Source organism: Arthrobacter methylotrophus, assembly GCF_039539965.1.
GTDB classification, from domain to species: domain Bacteria; phylum Actinomycetota; class Actinomycetes; order Actinomycetales; family Micrococcaceae; genus Arthrobacter; species Arthrobacter methylotrophus.
In genome coordinates this window covers 3,659,331-3,676,775 of the sequence record NZ_BAABED010000001.1, presented here as the reverse complement: position 1 = coordinate 3,676,775, position 17,445 = coordinate 3,659,331, and the positions used below count along the sequence as shown (strand labels likewise).

At 61.9% G+C, this 17,445-nt stretch carries 16 protein-coding genes; 11 read left to right on the top strand and 5 right to left on the bottom strand.

The genetic code is table 11. The features are described 5' to 3' along the window. Positions 1–26 precede the first annotated feature (26 nt). The 9 genes from ABD884_RS19015 (at position 27) to ABD884_RS18975 (ending at position 10,388) form a co-directional block, all read left to right on the top strand. Complete coding sequence (locus ABD884_RS19015; protein ID WP_345049674.1) at positions 27–800, top strand: carboxymuconolactone decarboxylase family protein; 774 nt, start codon at positions 27–29, stop codon at positions 798–800. 179 nt (positions 801–979) lie between these two features. Beyond that, positions 980–2,353 (top strand): MFS transporter, encoded by a 1,374-nt coding sequence (locus ABD884_RS19010; protein WP_345049669.1) that lies wholly within the window; start codon positions 980–982, stop codon positions 2,351–2,353. 115 nt (positions 2,354–2,468) lie between these two features. Further along, entirely contained in the window at positions 2,469–3,470 is a 1,002-nt protein-coding gene (locus tag ABD884_RS19005) for an ABC transporter substrate-binding protein (protein ID WP_345049666.1), read from the top strand. Then, positions 3,467–4,270, top strand: coding sequence for an ABC transporter permease (locus ABD884_RS19000; protein WP_345049660.1), 804 nt, complete (start codon positions 3,467–3,469; stop codon positions 4,268–4,270). The genes ABD884_RS19005 and ABD884_RS19000 overlap by 4 nt, the downstream gene beginning before the upstream one ends. Then, positions 4,270–5,058, top strand: coding sequence for an ABC transporter permease (locus ABD884_RS18995; protein ID WP_345049656.1), 789 nt, complete (start codon positions 4,270–4,272; stop codon positions 5,056–5,058). Before ABD884_RS19000 ends, ABD884_RS18995 begins: the two co-directional genes overlap by 1 nt. A 14-nt stretch (positions 5,059–5,072) precedes the next feature. Beyond that, entirely contained in the window at positions 5,073–5,933 is an 861-nt protein-coding gene (locus tag ABD884_RS18990; protein WP_345049652.1) for an ABC transporter ATP-binding protein, read from the top strand. Between the two features lie 139 nt (positions 5,934–6,072). Continuing rightward, a complete protein-coding gene (locus tag ABD884_RS18985) occupies positions 6,073–7,275 on the top strand; it encodes an acetyl-CoA C-acetyltransferase (RefSeq protein ID WP_345049648.1) in 1,203 nt (400 codons plus the stop codon). Further along, positions 7,272–9,392 (top strand): 3-hydroxyacyl-CoA dehydrogenase NAD-binding domain-containing protein, encoded by a 2,121-nt coding sequence (locus ABD884_RS18980; RefSeq protein ID WP_345049642.1) that lies wholly within the window; start codon positions 7,272–7,274, stop codon positions 9,390–9,392. The genes ABD884_RS18985 and ABD884_RS18980 overlap by 4 nt, the downstream gene beginning before the upstream one ends. Positions 9,393–9,431: 39 nt before the next feature. After that, positions 9,432–10,388, top strand: a complete 957-nt coding sequence (locus ABD884_RS18975) for an MBL fold metallo-hydrolase (protein WP_345049638.1) — start codon at positions 9,432–9,434, stop codon at positions 10,386–10,388. Between the two features lie 128 nt (positions 10,389–10,516). On the opposite strand, the gene ABD884_RS18970 is transcribed toward ABD884_RS18975, so the two are convergent. The 3 genes from ABD884_RS18970 to ABD884_RS18960 form a co-directional block, all read right to left on the bottom strand. Next, entirely contained in the window at positions 10,517–11,704 is a 1,188-nt protein-coding gene (locus tag ABD884_RS18970) for a CaiB/BaiF CoA transferase family protein (protein WP_345049634.1), read from the bottom strand. Then, positions 11,701–12,951 carry a CaiB/BaiF CoA transferase family protein gene (locus ABD884_RS18965; protein ID WP_345049628.1) on the bottom strand — a complete coding sequence of 417 codons (1,251 nt, stop codon included), beginning with the start codon at positions 12,949–12,951 and terminating at the stop codon, positions 11,701–11,703. Before ABD884_RS18965 ends, ABD884_RS18970 begins: the two co-directional genes overlap by 4 nt. A gap of 132 nt (positions 12,952–13,083) precedes the next feature. Then, positions 13,084–14,307, bottom strand: coding sequence for an FAS1-like dehydratase domain-containing protein (locus ABD884_RS18960; protein ID WP_345049624.1), 1,224 nt, complete (start codon positions 14,305–14,307; stop codon positions 13,084–13,086). Between the two features lie 184 nt (positions 14,308–14,491). Between ABD884_RS18960 and ABD884_RS18955 the strand changes: the two genes are divergently transcribed. Further along, on the top strand, positions 14,492–14,818 hold the full coding sequence (locus ABD884_RS18955) for a hypothetical protein (RefSeq protein WP_345049619.1): 327 nt from the start codon (positions 14,492–14,494) through the stop codon (positions 14,816–14,818). Between the two features lie 59 nt (positions 14,819–14,877). On the opposite strand, the gene ABD884_RS18950 is transcribed toward ABD884_RS18955, so the two are convergent. Further along, complete coding sequence (locus tag ABD884_RS18950; protein WP_345049614.1) at positions 14,878–15,534, bottom strand: GntR family transcriptional regulator; 657 nt, start codon at positions 15,532–15,534, stop codon at positions 14,878–14,880. Positions 15,535–15,720: 186 nt separating this feature from the next. Here ABD884_RS18950 and ABD884_RS18945 point away from each other — a divergent pair, with 186 nt between their 5' ends. Continuing rightward, positions 15,721–16,503 (top strand): enoyl-CoA hydratase/isomerase family protein, encoded by a 783-nt coding sequence (locus ABD884_RS18945; protein WP_345049609.1) that lies wholly within the window; start codon positions 15,721–15,723, stop codon positions 16,501–16,503. 92 nt (positions 16,504–16,595) lie between these two features. On the opposite strand, the gene ABD884_RS18940 is transcribed toward ABD884_RS18945, so the two are convergent. Further along, positions 16,596–17,399, bottom strand: a complete 804-nt coding sequence (locus ABD884_RS18940; protein WP_345049605.1) for an N-acyl homoserine lactonase family protein — start codon at positions 17,397–17,399, stop codon at positions 16,596–16,598. Positions 17,400–17,445 lie beyond the last annotated feature (46 nt).

Below are 17,445 nucleotides of genomic sequence, written 5' to 3'. Positions count from 1 at the left end.
CACCGAAAACAATTCAAGGAGTGCCCATGACGAGCATCAGCACCACTGCCGCAAGCGACGCCAACGTACGGGAATGCGTCGCCCAAGCCCTGGAAGGGCTGATTGGAAGCCTTGACGCGCAGTGGCAGGCTGCCGTCGACATCGACCACGATTTTGTGCGGGCCTACATCGCCCTTGCTCAGGTTCCGGAGCGGAAATCACGGTTGGATCCCGTGTCCCGGGCCCTGATTTCGCTGGCAGTGAGCGCTTCGGTGACCACACTGGATCCTGCCGGGATCCGGACCGCCGCAGTGCAGGCACAACGTGCAGGGGCAACCCGCGCCCAGGCACTGGAAGCGATTCATCTCGTTTCCGTGCTTGGCGTGCATTCGCTGGTGACAGGTTTCCCGGAAGTCGCGGCCGTCTTGAAGGGCCACGGCGAGCAACTGGTCAGCGAACAGCCGTTGTCAGCGGCGCAGCTGGAGCTCAAGGATCATTTCGAGACGAGGCGCGGCTATTGGAGCAGCATGAACGAGATGTTGTTGCGCGTGGACCAGGACATGTTCGCCGCGTACACGGAGTACTCCTCGCACCCCTGGGTACACGGGGAACTGAGCCCCAAACTTCGTGAGCTCATCTACATTGCCATTGATCTGTCTCCTACCCACCTTTTCACCGCAGGGGTAGGGCCACACATTGAAAATGCCATCCGCTATGGCGCTACCACGGAGGAAATCGTGGAAACGCTTGAAGTAACCGCGCTGGTGGGCATTTCAAGCCTACGAACCTCGGCACCCATCATCCAGGAAGTCTTCGGATAGGGGCAACCAAGACTATTACCTTGCAGGTATCACTGGCCTGCAATTTTGGTACTTCTGTTTCACTATGGAGTGGGTCACAGTTGTCTCAGAGCCCATCTTTTCCAACCGGCGACGGCGACATCAAGGCACGCCGAAATCTCCACGACGTAGATCGTCGACCTTCAAGGAAGAAGGATCCTATGAAAAATCTCAACTTGACCCAACATGTGCAAGAGGCACGATTCAACCGCTTCCATCTGATGATCGCAGCGGTGGGATTCCTCCTCATCATGTGTGATGGCTACGACGTAGCTGTCTTCGGCACCATCACTCCGCCCCTGATGGCCGCTTGGAAACTGACTCCGGTCGCAGCGGGAGCTATTGGAAGCTCCGGCCTCGTGGGGATGCTGTTCGGAGCGATCGGTTTTGGTGCTTTGGCCGATCGCCTGGGCAGGAAGCGCGTCGTCCTGGTGACTGTATTGCTCTACAGCGTATTCACGGCGCTGTGCGGCTTCGCCCAGGAGCCCACATTCTTCACCGTTTGCCGCGTCATCGCCGGTCTGGGCCTCGGCGGAATCATGCCCAACGTCATCGCTTTGCTGGCGGACTTCTCGCCCAAACGGCTGACTGCAACGATCACCACGATCGTGCTGTGCGGTTTCGCCGTCGGAGGCCTCCTTGCCCCGTTGCTGGGAATCCTGGTCATTCCCACCGCCGGCTGGCAGGTGAGCCTCTGGGTCGCTGCCATTCCCTTGCTCTTCCTCCCGTGGATGTACAAGGCTTTGCCGGAATCCATCTCGGTCCTGATGAAGCGGGGCAATCGCGAGGAAATCGCCAAGCTTTTGGAGCGGATTGACCCCAGCCAAACGATTGACCGGGACATTGAGTTCACTACGGAATCGCCGTCGAAAGCGAAATTGCCGCTGACAGACCTGTTCAACAACAACAGGGCCATGAGCACGCTGATGTTCTGGCTGGCATTCTTCGCCCATCTGCTGATGGCATACGGAATTTTGAACTGGTTGCCCAAGCTCATGATCGAAAGCGGCTTCAGCCTGGCCTCAAGTCTGGCGTTCCTTGTGATTTGGCAGCTCGGAGGCATTATCGGGACGATCGTGGCCGGACGAATGGCGGACAGGCTTGGCGCCAAGAAGATTGTGATCGCCCTGTACATTACGGGAACTATTGTCATTGCCGGCGTCGGTGTCAGTACCAACGCCCTGCTCAGTTATGTACTTGTAGGTATCGCCGGCGCGACCATCACCGGCGTGCAGAACCTGGTGCAGGTCTACATTGCCGAGTACTACCCCGCCTTCGTCCGGTCGACAGCCCTTGGATCAGCATCCGGCATGGGCCGAATCGGCGCAATACTGGGGCCAATCCTGGGTGGACTCCTCTTGTCCTTTTCCCTCAGCAGCCAAGGGATCTTCTTCGTCTTCGCCATTCCCGGCCTCATCGCGGCGTTTGCCATCGCGATGGTCAGCGACAAAAAGTCCCACCAGAGGCAGCTGGAGAACGCGGCAATCCAAACTCCGTTGCAGTCAAGTGACGGCAAGCAGCTGAACTCCCTCTAGCACCAGGACTAAGCGACACCACGACCGGGCCTGAACGGCCCGCCACACCCCAACGCATGCGGCAGGCGGAAGCCGTACTGCGAACCTGCACCATTTTGGCTCAAAGGAGAGTTAAATGAAGAGTTCGTCTATCACAACCATGCCCTTAAACCGTAGGAGACTCCTGCTGACGGCGTCGGCAGCCATCGTGGCGCTGGGGTTCAGCGCCTGCAGCGCTGCGGCTTCCACCCCAACAGGCGCGGGGACGCCCACTCCGATCACCATCGGCTTGATCCCCATTATCGATGTCGCCCCGGTCCAGCTCGGGGTCCAGGAGGGTTTCTTCAAGGATCAAGGCCTCATCCCGACCATTGAGTCGGCAGCCACCGGTGCAGCCATCGTTCCCGCCGTCGTGAGCGGACAATACCAGTTCGGCTTCAGCAACGGCGTGTCGTTGCTGGTCGCCGCCTCAAAGGGCATCCCCGTCCAGATCATCGCCAGCGGGGTCTCCACCGTGGGCGGCGGCCCAGCGGTCGAGCCCGAGGGAGTGGTGGTGCGAAACGACAGCGCCATCAAGTCCGCCAAGGATCTGGCCGGCAAGACGATCGCTGTCGCCGTCCGCAATAGCCTGACGGATACGGCGGTCAGCGCCGCGGTAAAGAACGACGGCGGTGACCCCACCACGATCCGGTACGTCGAGATCCCCCTCGCGGACATTCCCGCAGTTGTGCAGCGGGGCGAAGCGGACGCCGGGGAGGTCGTGGAACCATTCCTTGCCCAGTCCAAGAACCTGGGTTTGCGTTCAGTGGCGTCCAGCTTCGCTTCGGCAACGTCCAACCCGAACCTGACGGTCAGTTACTACTTCACGTCAAAGGACTTCGCGCAGCAGCATCCCGATGTTGTCCAGAAGTTTGTCACTGCTCTGGACAAGTCCAAGGCGTATGCCCAAGGAAACAGCGATGCCGTACGCAAGATCCTGCCGACGTACACCAAGATCGACGCCGCGACGGGTCCGAAGCTGAACTTGCCGAAGTGGACTGCAGGCCTCGATCGTGGATCGTTGGAACTGCTTGGCGACTTGGCGTACAACGGGAAGCTGCTCACCGCCAAGCCAAATGTGGCAGGGCTACTCCCGTGAGTCTCGCTCCACGGTCCCCGGGACTGCTTCGCTCTGAAGGGCGTAACGCAGTTCTGGGGGCGGCGGGCCTTCTGGCCGTCGTAGTGGTCGCTGAGGTCCTACCGCGCAGCGGGGCAGTAGATGCGCGGTTCATCCCGCCTTTCAGCGACATCGCCACGGTTCTCATAGGACAACTGGGTGAAGGCGCATTCTGGGTGGCGCTCGGCCAGACGTTGACGGGATGGATCGTGGGCCTCGCCATCGCGATGGCGGGAGGGATCGCCGTCGGCGGTTTTCTGGGAACGGTGCCTTTTGCCCGGAACTACACCGCCTCGACTATCGAGTTCCTGCGCCCCATTCCTTCGGTTGCCCTCATCCCTTTGGTAGTGCTGCTTTTTGGCAGCCGTCCGCCAGCGGCACTGGTCCTGGTTGTCTACGCGGCGTTCTTCCAGATTCTCATCCAGGTCATTTACGGTCTTGCCGACGTGGACCCTGTTGTCCGGGACACCGGCCGCGCCTACCGCTTTTCCAGGTTCACCATGGGAACCAAGGTGCTCTGGCCAACTGCCCTTCCGTACATCGTCACCGGATTCCGTCTCGCCGCATGGGTGGCGCTGATCATCGAAATCACCGCAGAGCTCGTCATCGGGGTGCCTGGCCTTGGCCGCACTATCGGGATTGCCCAGGCTTCCGGCGCGGTCCCGGAAACCTATGCACTCGTGATCGTGGTGGGGCTGATCGGCGTGGCCGTCAATCAATGCACCAGCCAACTCCAGCGTCGCATTTTGAGCTGGCACCCCTCGACCCGAAAGGACCTTTGATGAAGCTCCCTTGGCTCGTCGGGCGAATTTCGAGAATGGTTGCCCTGCCCGCGATTCTCCTCCTGGCGTGGTGGGTCTTCTCTTACGGGAGCACCAACCCGTACTGGCCCTCGCTGGCGGTCATCTTCGATGCCTTTCCGGGAACGTGGACCCCTGAGCGGCTGATGGGCGACATGCTTCCGAGCCTGGCAAGACTCCTGCTCGGCTATGCGATGGCGCTCGCCTTTGGCGTTGCGTTGGGAACCGCCATAGGGTCCTTGCCAACGTTGCGTGCGCTGTGCGATCCCATCCTTGAGTTCGTCAGGGCAGTTCCACCACCGATCCTGCTCCCCATCGTGGCACTCTTTGCCGGTTACACGAGCGAGACGTCCAAGATCGTCACCATCGGGCTGGGATGCATGTGGCCGATCCTGCTCAACACGATAGAAGGCGTGCGCTCCCTTGAAGCGGGACTACTCGATGCCGCACGAAGCTTCAGGTTCCGCCCGTCAACCCGGTTTTTCAAAGTCATCCTGCCGGGAGCCAGCCCCCGCATTGCGGCAGGGGCCCGCCTGTCACTTGCGATCGGCGTCGTTCTCATGGTGATCAGTGAAATGTTCGCTGCTGATCGCGGACTTGGCGCCTCCGTGGTCCAGTTCCAACGCACGTTTGCCATCCCGCAGATGTGGACGGGCATTATGGTGCTCGGCCTCATCGGCGTCGCGCTTTCCGCCATATTTCAGTTCGTCGAGAGCAGGGTTCTGGCGTGGTACCACGGTCAGCGACGTACCGCTCGCACCAGCCCATGAGAAAGGCCATTCACATGTCATTTTCAACCGCAGGCGCATACGCCGAACCCGGCGTTGCCGGCCTTATCGCCCTCGACGTTGTAGGAATCAAGAAGTCGTACCACACTGCATCCGGGCCTGTGGAGGTCGTGCAGAACCTCACATTCAGTGTCAGGAAGGGCGAATTCGTCTGCATCGTTGGTCCCTCTGGATCCGGCAAGACCACACTGCTCCGCTGCATCGCAGGACTAACCGAGCTGTCCGGGGGTGAGGTGATTCTCGATGGCCGGGCGATCTCGGGGCCACCAGCCGGAATGGCGATCGTGTTCCAGGATTATGGTCGCAGCCTGTTCCCTTGGTTGACCGTCAGGGAGAACGTCGAGCTGCCGCTGAAGGAAAAGGGTTTGCCCCGCAGCGAGCGCCGCAAACGGGCGGACGCAGCACTGGAAGCTGTTGGTTTGCCGGACAGTGCACATGCGCACCCTTGGCAGCTCTCGGGCGGGATGCAGCAGCGCGTCGCCATCGCACGTGCCGTTGCCTACGAACCCAGTGTCCTGCTGATGGATGAGCCATTCGCCGCCGTGGACGCGCAGACTCGCGCAGAGATCCAGGACCTGGTTCGCTCTCTTTGGGAGCGGCTCGGCGTTACCGTCCTCTTCGTCACCCACGATATTGATGAAGCCGTGTACCTGGCCCAGCGCGTCGTCGTACTGTCGAACAAACCGACCGTTGTCCTGGAGGAGGTCTTTGTTGATCTCCCCACACAGCGGGACCAGTTGTCCACCCGCACCGATCCGCGCTTCGCTGATTTGAGGGCGCACGTGTACTCGCTGATCCAACTCGCGAAGCGGGGCAAGGGCGCTGCGGTTCCCGAATTTCGTGCAGCGTCCTCCTGAGCTTCAAGAGGCGTGCCTTGCTTCGAGTGACCCAAAGTGTCCTAAGAGGCTAGATAATATACTATAGTTACAATAAGAGTCGTGCCCACGCTTCCTTGCTTGCCTCCATATCTTCCGCAGTTTCCCTGAAAGGCAATCCGTGAATCCTGATAGCAGAACACCCGTCATTCTTGGTGGGGCGCGTACCCCGTTTGGACGTTTCCGCGGCGGCTTGGCCCCGTTGTCGGCGAGCGATCTGGGCGCCCATGCGATCCGCGCGGCTCTGGAACGTGCAGGGGTGGCTGTCGGGCTGATCGAGGCCGTCATTGTCGGGCAGGTGATCCAGGCCGGGGAGGGGCAGGGCCCGGCACGCCAGGCCAGCCTGGGCGCGGGTATCGGCTGGGACGTGCCCACTGTGACGGTGAACAAGTTGTGCCTGTCCGGTCTGACGGCCGTCATCGACGCGGCCCGGATGATCCGCGCGGGGGAAGCTGACTTTGTCGTTGCGGCGGGGCAGGAATCCATGACGAATGCCCCGCACCTGGTCAAGGGGTTGCGCGCCGGCGTCGTCATCGGGGACTCTCCGATGGTCGATTCCCTTAACCGTGACGGCCTGCAGGATCCGTTCAGCGGGGACCTGATGGGCGCCGCGACCGACGCCGGGAACGCCGTCCGCGGCATCGGCCGGGAGGAACAGGACCAGGTCGCTGCCCGTTCCCACCAGCGTGCCGAAGCCGCGCGTGACGCCGGGATCTTCGAGACGGAAATCGCGCCCCTGACCATCTCCCAGCGCAAGGGCATGGCACTGACGATAAGCGCCGACGAAGGCATCCGCCCTGGCACGACGGCGGAGTCACTGTCGGCGCTCAGGCCCGCCTTCTCGACCGCTGAGGACGCAACCATCACCGCCGGTTCGGCTTCACCGCTCTCAGACGGCGCGGCCGCCGTCGTGATCGCCAGCAAAGCGGCGGCTGAAGCTGCCGGGCTGGAATGGATTGTTGAGATCGGGGCGCACGGCCAGACCGCCGGTCCTGACGGCTCCCTGCATTCCCAGCCGTCCCGTGCCATTGAGGCCGCGCTCAAGCGCGAAGGCCTGAGCGTCGATGACCTGGACCTGATCGAAATCAACGAGGCGTTCGCCTCCGTGCTCGTCCAGTCGGCCAGGGATCTGGGGATCGCAACGGACCGGATCAATGCCGACGGCGGCGCCATCGCCCTCGGGCATCCGGTCGGCGCGTCCGGTGCCCGGCTCGTCCTCCACCAGGCCCTGGCACTGCAGCGCAGGGGCGGGGGCACAGGCGTGGTCGCCCTCTGCGGTGGTGGCGGGCAGGGCGATGCGCTGATCCTCAAGGCAGCCCAGTGAACGCCGCAGTCTCCGGCGCTCGGGCCGGAAGTGTGAGCACCACTTATTCGTATCTGGAGGAAATCCAGTTGCCGGGAGTGGGCATCTTCGCCCTCATTACGCTGACAGGTGACCGTGCCGGCAAACCGGCTACCTTCAGCCCTGAATCATTGAACGAACTCGGTATGTTCCTTCGCGATGTTATGGCTCGTTCGGCTGCTGGTGAATTTGTCGGTGTCGGTATTATCGGTCAAGGCCGAAGTTTTGTGGCCGGTGCCGACCTGACGGTAATGCGGGACCTCACGGATCCGGACGCGGCACGGGAGATCGCCGCCCTCGGCCATGCTGTCTTCCGTATTCTCGCCGAGATGACGGTGCCAACGTTCGCGTTTATCAACGGCTCAGCCATCGGCGGGGGCCTAGAAATCGCCCTCGCCGCCGACTACCGGTCGGTCTCGGCCGGTGCGAACGGGATCGCGTTGCCGGAGGCGTATCTGGGCCTGGTCCCTGGGTGGGGCGGGGTATACAGGCTGCCGCGGCTGATCGGCCCGAGGAACGCGGTCAAGGTGATGATCGAGAACGCGCTGAGTAGCAACAAGGCCCTCGGCGGCCGGGCCGCCCATGACTTGGGGATTGCCGACACCATCTATGACCCAGCCGATTTCTTGGTACAGTCCCTCGCGTGGGCGGGCTCGATCATCGCCAACGACCGGAGGGTCCTCCAAGCGCTGGCAGCCCGCCGCACCGAAAAAGCCCAAGTCGCCGACGTCGACTGGGACGCAGCCCTCCGCGCGGGCCATGCCTTTCTCACAGCGAGGAACGCCACCAGCACACCCGCACCGTCCCGCGTGCTGGAACTGCTTGAACGCTGCCGGACCTTGAGCCAGGCCGAGGCCGCGGAACTGGAGATCCAGGCGCTCACCGAACTGATCCTGACGCCGGAATTCAAGGCCTCGGTGTACGCGCTCCTGGACTTGCTCCAGCGCCGGTCCAAGAATCCCTCCGGCGCGCCGGACCCGGATCTCGCACGGCCCGTCCGGAAGGTCGGCGTCGTCGGCGCCGGCCTGATGGCCGGGCAACTGGCGCTGCTCTTCGCCCGGCAACTCCAAATCCCGGTAATCATGTCCGATATTGATCAGGGCCGGGTGGACAAAGGCGTGGGCTACGTCCATGCCGAGGTGAACAAGCTCCTGTCCAGGAAACAGATCTCCGCCGAGGACGCCACACGTGTCAAGGCACTGGTCACCGGATCCGTCAGCAAGGACGTCTTCGCCGACTCCGACTTCGTCATCGAGGCGGTCTTCGAGGAACTCTCTGTCAAGAAGCAGGTCTTCGCGGAGGTCGAAGCCGTGGTCTCCGAAGACTGCATCCTCGCCACCAACACCTCCTCGTTGTCCGTCACGGACATGGCCGCGGAGCTGCGGCATCCCGAACGGGTGGTCGGGTTCCACTTCTTCAACCCGGTCGCCGTTATGCCCCTGGTGGAAATCGTCCCCGCCCCGCAGAGCAGCAACATAGCCCTGGCCACGGCATTTGTCCTGGGCAAGGCCCTGAGGAAAACCACAGTATTGACACGGGACACCACCGGCTTTGTGGTCAACCGTATCCTCCTGCGGCTGATGGGTGAAGTCATCCAGGCCTTCGACCAAGGCACCCCCGCGGACGTGGCGGACAATGCGCTCAAACCCATGGGCCTGCCCATGACCCCATTCACGCTCCTGGCGATGATCGGCATCCCGGTGGCCCAACACGTCACCCAATCCCTCAACGCCGCCTTTGGTGATCGGTTCCCCGTCTCAGCGAACCAGCAAACCCTGATCGACAAAGGGATCAAGGGAATCTGGGCCGTTGATAACGACGGCCACCGCTCCGTCACGCAGTCCACACTGGACGCCTTGGATTTCGGCACATCGCCCGCCGCCTCCGAAGAATTGCTCGAACGAGTCCAGCAAGCGTTGGCCGAGGAAATCGGGCTCCTGCTCGATGAAGGTGTCGTGGCCGCTGCGCAGGACATCGACCTGTGCATGATTGCAGGGGCCGGCTGGCCGCTGCACCTGGGCGGCATCACGCCGTACCTGGATCGGTCCGGCGCCTCCATGCGCGCCAACGGGAAGCCATTTCACCCGACGGCCCGGTAGGCCGCACTGGGCAGCAAGGAAACGGCGAGGCACTCGTCAATGGTTGAATCGACACGGGAGGGATCTATGGAGGAGGAGATCGGCGGTGGTGTCATCGAGGTGGCCGACCTCATCTGGCGGGTTCCCGTGCCGCTTCCTGGCAACAAAAGGCCCGCAGACATCAACGTGTACGCGATTCAGGACGCCGATTGCGCGCTCCACTTGGTGGATGCCGGTTGGGACACCGAAGAGGCGTGGTATGCACTGTCGCAGGGACTTCGCCGGATCGGTCACGTGGTTGAGGATGTCCGTTCCGTGACCGTAACTCACCTGCATCGGGATCATCGGGGGCTTGCCGAGAGATTGCGGCAGGTGAGCGGCGCCACCCTTGCGATGCATAGGCACGACGCCGCTGCCCAGTTTGTGAGCCGCGCCGTAGGTGAGGATGAGCTTGACGCCTGGGGCGTACCCCCAGCTGCCCGCACTGCCCTGCGTGATGCTACCCCGGTCGAGCAGCCGCCAACCACCGTTGACAGGGTCCTCTCAGACAACGCCACCATTGAAATTCCGGGGCGCCCGGCGAAGGTCATTCATACGCCTGGCCACACTGCAGGGTCGGTATGCGTCGCACTGGCTAACGAAAGACTAGTGCTCACAGGGGATCATGTTCTACCGGATCAGTTTCCCGGCATCGGGCTCGGTGGCCCCGACCGGAATGACCGCAATCACCTGCTCGAGTACAGACGTTCCCTGGAGCTCCTTTCCACCATGGGCGACTGGGTTGCGCTGCCAGGCCACGGCGAACCGATCACGAACCTCCCGGCACGAATTGAGGAGATTCTCCGTCACCACGAGGGCCGGAGCTCAGATGTGCTTGGGGTCAAAGCGACGCGGCCTCACGCCACTGTCTGGGAAACCGCCCAGTCGGTGAAGTGGAGCGCCGGATGGGATGGGCTGTCGCCATGGCATCGAATTTCGGCACTACGCCAGACAGAGATGCATCTCACAGCTGTCTGATAAACCAGTTGGGTGATCGGCCGGCTGGGTGATCAGCTATTGCGGCAACAGCCGTTCACGCAAGAAGTAGCGGCCCTTCCGTCCTCGGAAGGGCCGCTACTTCTTGCTTCGTTATGAACCGTCGATGCTCAGATTGCTCCCGATGCGCGCAAGGCACTGACGTCAGCTTCGGAGAGACCTAGGTCGCCGGTCAGGACTTCCTGGGTGTGGGCTCCAAGGGGGCCAGGGCGAGTAGGCTCGACCAAAGGGGAGTCGGAGAGGACCAGTGGGCTGCCCCAGGTAAGCCACGGGCCCTTTTCGTCATGCATCCGACGCAGTACTTGGCGTTTCGCAACGTGAGGGTCTTCGAGCAACTCGGGCAGAGTCAGCACGGGCGCCGCAGGAATGTTGCTTTGTCCCAGGCACTCGCCGATCTCGTTCTTCGAGAGCGTCTTCGTCCACCGTTCGACGATCGCGTCAACGGCGTCCATTTCGGCACACCGCCCGGCCATCGTGTCGTAACGCTGGTCGTCTGCGTCGGGATCCTGCATCAATTCCCGCAACCGTGCCCAGTGTGCATCGGTCGGGCACAGCAAGGCCACCCAACCATCGTTGGTCTGGTAGGCGTTGTAGGGCGTGACGGCCAGACCGCCATTGCGGTTTCCGGTCCGCTCCGGCATCGTTCCGCCGCTGTTGACATAGCCCGCGATGTTCGAAGTCAGAGACGTGATGGCAGCATCCTGCAAGGCCACTTCGACGTGCTGACCTTTCCCGGACTTCTCGCGCTGATAGAGGGCAGCCATGACCCCGGCGAGAAGGTGGGTTCCACCGAGGAAATCGACCACGGAGGGTCCGGTACGTACCGGCGGGCCGCCGTCAAAACCTGTGGTGCTCATAAACGCAGTCCGTGCCTGGATGGACATGTCCATGGCGGATTGACCGGCATATGGTCCAAAGGAACCGTAGCCCGTACCGGACGCCATGATCAGGCGAGGGTTTTCCGCCTGCAGCGTGTCGTAGCCGAGACCGAAGCGGTCCATGGCGCCAGGGGAGAGGTTCTGGATCAGAATGTCCGCCGTCCGGACGAGACGTAACAAGACATCGCGTCCGGCCGGGTTCTTCAAGTCGAGCCGGATCAGCCTCTTGCCGGAGTTAATGAGCTCGAATTGCAGGGCCGTACCGTCGTCGGTCGCGGTGGGTAGCCGGCGATACGGATCGCCGTCGGGCGCTTCTACTTTGATGACGTCGGCACCCAAGCGAGCCATCAACATCGCACAATAAGGGCCGAAGTAGAACTGGCCCAGATCAATGACCCTGATGCCCTCCAGCGCGGTCACGGCTTGGCTCCGGAAGCGGCCATGGCAGGAATCCCATCGCTGCTCGCTACAGCACCGGAGGCAAGAAGCGCTGCAATCTCCTCGGTGTTCTTACCCAGCACGCGGGAGAGAACCTCCTGGGAGTCCTGGCCAATACGGGGAGGAGTATTGGACTCGGCCAACGGCCACGAGGTGGACCGCACAGGGAACCTGACGGTGGGCACCGGCTGTTCGGGCGTGCCGACGTCCTGAATAACCTGGTTCGCCTGGGCTTGTTCGGAGACGATCGCTTCGTGGAGTTCCAGCACGGGGCTGGCCGGGACGTCGGCTTCGTTAAGGATGTCGAGCCATTCTTCCCTGGCCCGGCCGCGGAAGATCTCCTCGATCATCGGCACGATGATGTTCCGATGACGCAAGCGGTCGGCATTGGTCAGGAAACGTTCGTCCGCGGGCCACTCCGGACGGTCCAGCGCGATGCACAGCCGCTTCCAGAAGCCGTTGGTGAAGGCGCCGACCATGACGTAGGCTCCGTCGCTGCATTCGAACGCCTGGTAGGGCACGATCTGGGCGTGCGTCCGGCCGCTGCGGGGGATGGTCTCCCCGAGCCCCGCGACGCCCGGGATGTAGTTCGCCATGAGGGCGATGCTGCTGTCGAGCATGGCCACCTCGATGTGCTGGCCTTCCGGGTGCTGGTCACGGGCATAGAGGGCCGTTAGGATTCCGATCAGGCTGAAGAGGCCGGTGCCGTAGTCGCTCAGGGGAGCGCCAACCCGGACGGGTCCTCCACCTACTTCGCCCGTGATTCCCATCAAGCCGGAGACCGCCTGCATGATGATGTCGTTTGCAGGGCGGCTGCTGAGCGGGCCGGTGGTGCCGAAGGCGGAGATGGAGCTGTAGATGATACCGGGCCGGCGCTCACGGATTTGCTCGTAGCCAAGGCCCAGCCGTTCCATGACGCCGGGACGGAAGTTCTGGATGACAATGTCGGATTTCTCGGCCAGCTCGAGAGCGACGGCGCGGCCTTCTTCCGTGCGCAGGTCGAGGGCGACGCCGCGTTTGTTCCGATTGAGTGCGACGTAGTAGTCGCTTTCGACCGGTCCGAGCATCGGTTTGCCCATGTGGCGGGCGCCATCGCCGCGTCCGGGCTTCTCGATCTTGATGACTTCGGCCCCGAGGTCAGCCAGCATCATCGTGGCGTAAGGTCCGGCAGCGGCATGAGTGAAGTCGAGGACACGGATCCCCTTCAGAGGCCGATCACTGATGGTCATGGTGTTCCTGTTCGCTTGGTAAGGGAAAGGTGCCCGGGAGCTGTGGTTCAGATCGACTCCGGAGGGCCGAGGCTTGTTGGGTGTCGGTCCGGTCCATCATGGTTGGATCGGACCAACACCCAACGTCACCGACTAGGCGTCGGCCCGGCCGTCTTCCTCAACGTTGACGGGGAAGGTCACAGCGCCGGACTCCTTGCTCGGCAGCGCGAAGATCACGGTGCCGGGCATGATGTCGTCGCCACGCTGGTTGAACGAGGTGAACTCGCCCTTGACGTAGCGGTTGCCGGTTTTGGCGCCGATCCACTTGTCGACGATCTTTCCCTTGATCTTGTAGACGTCGCCGACGAAGACCATGCCGCGGTACTGGAACTCCAGGTCGGCGACCCAACCTTCGTCGCCCGGCCACAGGCTGGCCCAGTACGTCGCGTATCCGCCACGCTGCGAACCGTAGTCGTAAGGGGCAGGCATGCCGATCTCGGCAGCCATGAAGTCGTCCCAGTGCACGCGCTCGATGGCCTGCGGAATGCCCGTCTTGGGATCGATCACGGCGACCTTGGGGGACTGGCGGCGGTAGTCGAGCCAGTACTTGCCGGCCCGCACGTGCGGGGAGCCGATGCCTTGGAGCCAGGCGACCATATCCGGGACCGTTAGGGGGCCCTTGGTGATCGGGTCGATGATGTCGCCGATCTGGACGTCTTCCCAGTAGCGGGTCTCCTTGCCGCGCGGAGTCTCGGCGTCGACTTCGGCATCGATCTGGGCGATCTCCGGGGCGGTGTAAGTGCCAAGCTCAAGGGTCTTGTTCTTGCCCTGTGACTTGGATTCTTCCCGCTCCATCCGGAAGATCGGCATGATCTGGATGGCGACGAGCTCTTCGTGCTGGTTGTAGAACTTGATCTCATCAGCCTGGACGAGCATGCGGCTGGCCATGCGGCCGGTCTTGAACTCAAGTTTGACGAGTTCTTTCGTCGCACGGACCTTGTCGCCGTCGAAGAGCGGCTTAAAGAAGCGCCAGTGATCACCGGAGTGCAGGCCGTGGACACCCGGGAGGCCCTGGCCGTGCCGCAGATCCCAGCTGCCCCAAGCTACGCCGTAGTAGATACCGGGAGGGGCAATGAGTTTGCCATGGGGGCCGGCTGCAGCGTATTCCTCGTCGCAGTACAGCGGGTTCTGGTCACCGATGGCACGGGCGAAGTGGGTGATGCTGTCACCGTTGATGTACCGGATGTAGGGCTCATTGATGTCCTTGACCTTACCCATTCGGTTGCGCATCTTCTGCAGCGCTTCCTCGGTCATCTTGCCGTATTCGCTGTTGGAATCGACGCTCACGGTCGAGTCCTCGGTCGTCTCGATGCTCACAGGCTTCTCCTTGGTGGTTGGATATTGTGTAGCTGGCAGATCGGGGGTCCCACTTCCGGACAGTCGGTCAACGACGTTGGCGAAGAGAATCCGGAAGGGCCTCACTAGACAATCTAATATATTATCTAGTGTATGTCGATGGTTTCCTGCATCCGATTTAACTCCAACTTCAGGGAGGGCTGGATTGCCATTGGTCGGGAGGCTGAGTGGACGCACGAGGGCCGCGCCAGACGTGCTCAGCGAATGCGTTCACATATCCCGGCTTGCCCGGATCAAAGTCTGCGACCAGGGTGCGGCCGCGCAGGCTGGATGGCGCAGGCCCGGTGGCGCAGGGGAGTGGCCCGGGGCAGGGGATACGGGGCGGATGTTTACCATCGAGCGCCAAGGCGGCAGTGGCGGGATGACAAATGACGGGCGCGTGGCTGCGATCCGCCGAGAATCCCGCGCGCTTGAAGGACTAACTCCCGCTACCCGCGCAGGGCTGGGTGGCGAAGGAAGGGAGGTTGCCTAAGGCTGACCTCGAAAGCAAGGCCCGATGGTATGCGAAGGGTGGATTCCACCCAGCAATGCTTATGCGCTCACGCGTTCTGACTTCTTGACCATGTCAAGCCGGAAGCCACGATGGTTTTCCATGGCAGCCAATATCGCCTTAAGATCGTGCGTCTCGAAGAGTTTGATTTGTTCGATGTGATCGTCTTGAGCGCGTGTGCTGTCCACCAGGTCGAGCACGACGTAGGGCGCGGCGTTGTCCCACAGTTGGTTGAGCAGCTTCAACAGGACAGGAGATCCAGCCCGGCGGAAGGCGACGAAGTGGAACTGTCTGTTGAGTTCCACAAACCGCACCCGTTCGGCGTGCTCCTTGAGGGAGGCGGTCTCCTCCGTTATGGCGCGCATTTCCTCGATGTCATCATCGGTGATCAACGGGACGGCGAGTTTGTAGGCTTCCGTCTCGAGTACTCGACGCCAGTGGTAGATATCCTCGATTTCCTGGCGGCTGAGCTCGCGGGTATAGAACCCCCGCGACTGCCGGTGGACGATGTGGCCTTTAGCCGCAAGTGAACTGAGGGCCTCGCGGACGGGAATGTGCGAGACGCCGAATTCCTTGGCCAGTGCACTGGGGGAGAGCCGGGAGCCAGGCGGGTAGCCGCCCTGGCCCACGACCTCCTGGATCCTTCGAATAAGGAAAGGTACTAGGGCCTCTGGTCGGTCTTTGCCGGACGCGTCCATGGTTCCTCCTGCTTGTTCGCCAAACTCCACCCCTGATCGGCGCAGAATATAAGAATATACTTTTTGCCACCGCTTTGGACACCTCTATGCAAAGCAAGTAAATATATTATAGACTAACGATGATATGCAAGAACGGGCGTGGACTTGTCCGCCCCCGTTCTTGCTTGGATTCCAGAGGAGTGACACATGGCTGATATCGAATTCACCGTCGACGAGGGAGTGGGCCGGATCCTGCTGAACCGCCCCGAACGCAAGAACGCCTTCAGTTTTGACATGCTCAAGCAATGGGCATCGTTCCTGGGGGAAGCGCAGCACGACGATAGCATCCGGGTCGTCGTCGTTACTGGTGCCGGTGGTGCGTTCTGTTCCGGCGTGGATCTCGATGGGTTCGCCGCTGATCGTGGCACGCCATGGTTGGACAAACGTATGCTGACGGACAAGGTCCACTTGGTCGCTCGGGCCGTGGAGGACTTCGACAAGCCCTACATCGCCGCCTTGCCCGGTGTCGCCGTGGGAGCGGGTCTCGATATGGCGCTAATGGCCGACCTCCGTCTGGCCGCCTCCAGCGTGCGACTGTCCGAAGGATACATACGAGTGGGTCTTCTGCCGGGCGACGGCGGCTGCCACCTCCTGCCCCGGCTGGTGGGACGGGCCAATGCCTTGGAACTGCTGTGGACAGGTGACTTCGTCGACGCCGGGACCGCCCTCGAGCTGGGCATGGTCAACCACGTGTACTCCGACGACGAATTCGAGGCCAAGGTGAGCGGGTTCGCCCGGAAGATCGCTGCCGCACCGCCTCTGGCCACCCGGATGATCAAGCGCGCCGTCGTGCACGGCGAGTCGATGACCTTCGCAGCCTCGCTTGACCTCGTATCCTCGCACCAGGCCATCATCCAGTCGACGCAGGACTCCAGGGAAGCAATGAGCGCCTTCCGCGAAAAGCGGCCCGCGGAATTCCTGGGCCGCTGAACCGGACTTCCCGATGTAAAGAGACTTGTCCTCGTGGTAAACCGCGAGGACAAGTCTCTTTTCCCGTATCAATCAGTCGATTAACCTGACTCCTAAATTGACCATTGTGTTGTCAGGTCGACGCAATGGTCGTTGACTCGCTGGAAGCGAGTCATGACCGCTGGATCATGACCGGCGATGATGGTGCTTCCCTGGTCGCGGAGCGCGCGCAGTTCTCCATAGGAGCGGTAGGTCTGTTCGAGGTCATGGAAGAAGGAGAAGGGACGATCGCGGTCCATCTCTTCGTAGTAATGCAGTGCGTCGGAAGCCAGTACCAGCCGGCCGGACAGGCCATCGACATGCGTAATGAGCTGGCCCGGTGTGTGTCCAGGCAGGCGGGTGACGCTGATCCCCGGTGCCACGTCTGATTCTCCGTCCACTACGACAAGCCGTTCCTCTTTGGCGAGGCGCTGCACGGTTTTCACATCCTCGGAATCCACGGTCCACGCCATGATGTCGCGCCCCGCGAATTCGCCGGTCCAGAATGCCAGTTCTTCTTTGGCGATACTCACGGTGGCGTTCGGAAAGAGGTTGATGTTGCCGGCGTGGTCGTGATGCATGTGGGATATGACCAGATGGTCGACGTCCTGCGGACGTACATCGATCATCTTCAGCAGTTCGACAGGCTCGACGTCCTGTCTGCGGTTCTTTCGTTCCAAGGCGCGGTCTCGGTTATAGCCGCAGTCGACGAGGACCGTCCGGTTCTGATTCCTGAGGACCCAAAAATAGTAATCGAGGCCCAGTTCTGTGTCGGGCTCCTGATAGAGGGCGTAGTGAAAAAAGTGCTCCGACTTCATTCCTGGTCTGGAAGCATATCGAAGGGCGAATGCCTCGTATTTGGGTTCCGTGTGGTTCATTCCGCAATCTCTTTCCTGATCGTGCACCGCACGGTGCGAGGCCACC

Bases quoted from the DNA above. Each gene is read 5' to 3' on its own strand.
- ABD884_RS18965 (WP_345049628.1), bottom strand. From the start codon at position 12,951: ATGACCATCAGTGATCGGCCTCTGAAGGGGATCCGTGTCCTCGACTTC.
- ABD884_RS18950 (WP_345049614.1), bottom strand. From the start codon at position 15,534: ATGGACGCGTCCGGCAAAGACCGACCAGAGGCCCTAGTACCTTTCCTT.
- ABD884_RS18995 (WP_345049656.1), top strand. From the start codon at position 4,270: ATGAAGCTCCCTTGGCTCGTCGGGCGAATTTCGAGAATGGTTGCCCTG.
- ABD884_RS18975 (WP_345049638.1), top strand. From the start codon at position 9,432: ATGGTTGAATCGACACGGGAGGGATCTATGGAGGAGGAGATCGGCGGT.
- ABD884_RS18940 (WP_345049605.1), bottom strand. From the start codon at position 17,399: ATGAACCACACGGAACCCAAATACGAGGCATTCGCCCTTCGATATGCT.
- ABD884_RS19010 (WP_345049669.1), top strand. From the start codon at position 980: ATGAAAAATCTCAACTTGACCCAACATGTGCAAGAGGCACGATTCAAC.
- ABD884_RS18945 (WP_345049609.1), top strand. From the start codon at position 15,721: ATGGCTGATATCGAATTCACCGTCGACGAGGGAGTGGGCCGGATCCTG.
- ABD884_RS18990 (WP_345049652.1), top strand. From the start codon at position 5,073: ATGTCATTTTCAACCGCAGGCGCATACGCCGAACCCGGCGTTGCCGGC.
- ABD884_RS19015 (WP_345049674.1), top strand. From the start codon at position 27: ATGACGAGCATCAGCACCACTGCCGCAAGCGACGCCAACGTACGGGAA.
- ABD884_RS19005 (WP_345049666.1), top strand. From the start codon at position 2,469: ATGAAGAGTTCGTCTATCACAACCATGCCCTTAAACCGTAGGAGACTC.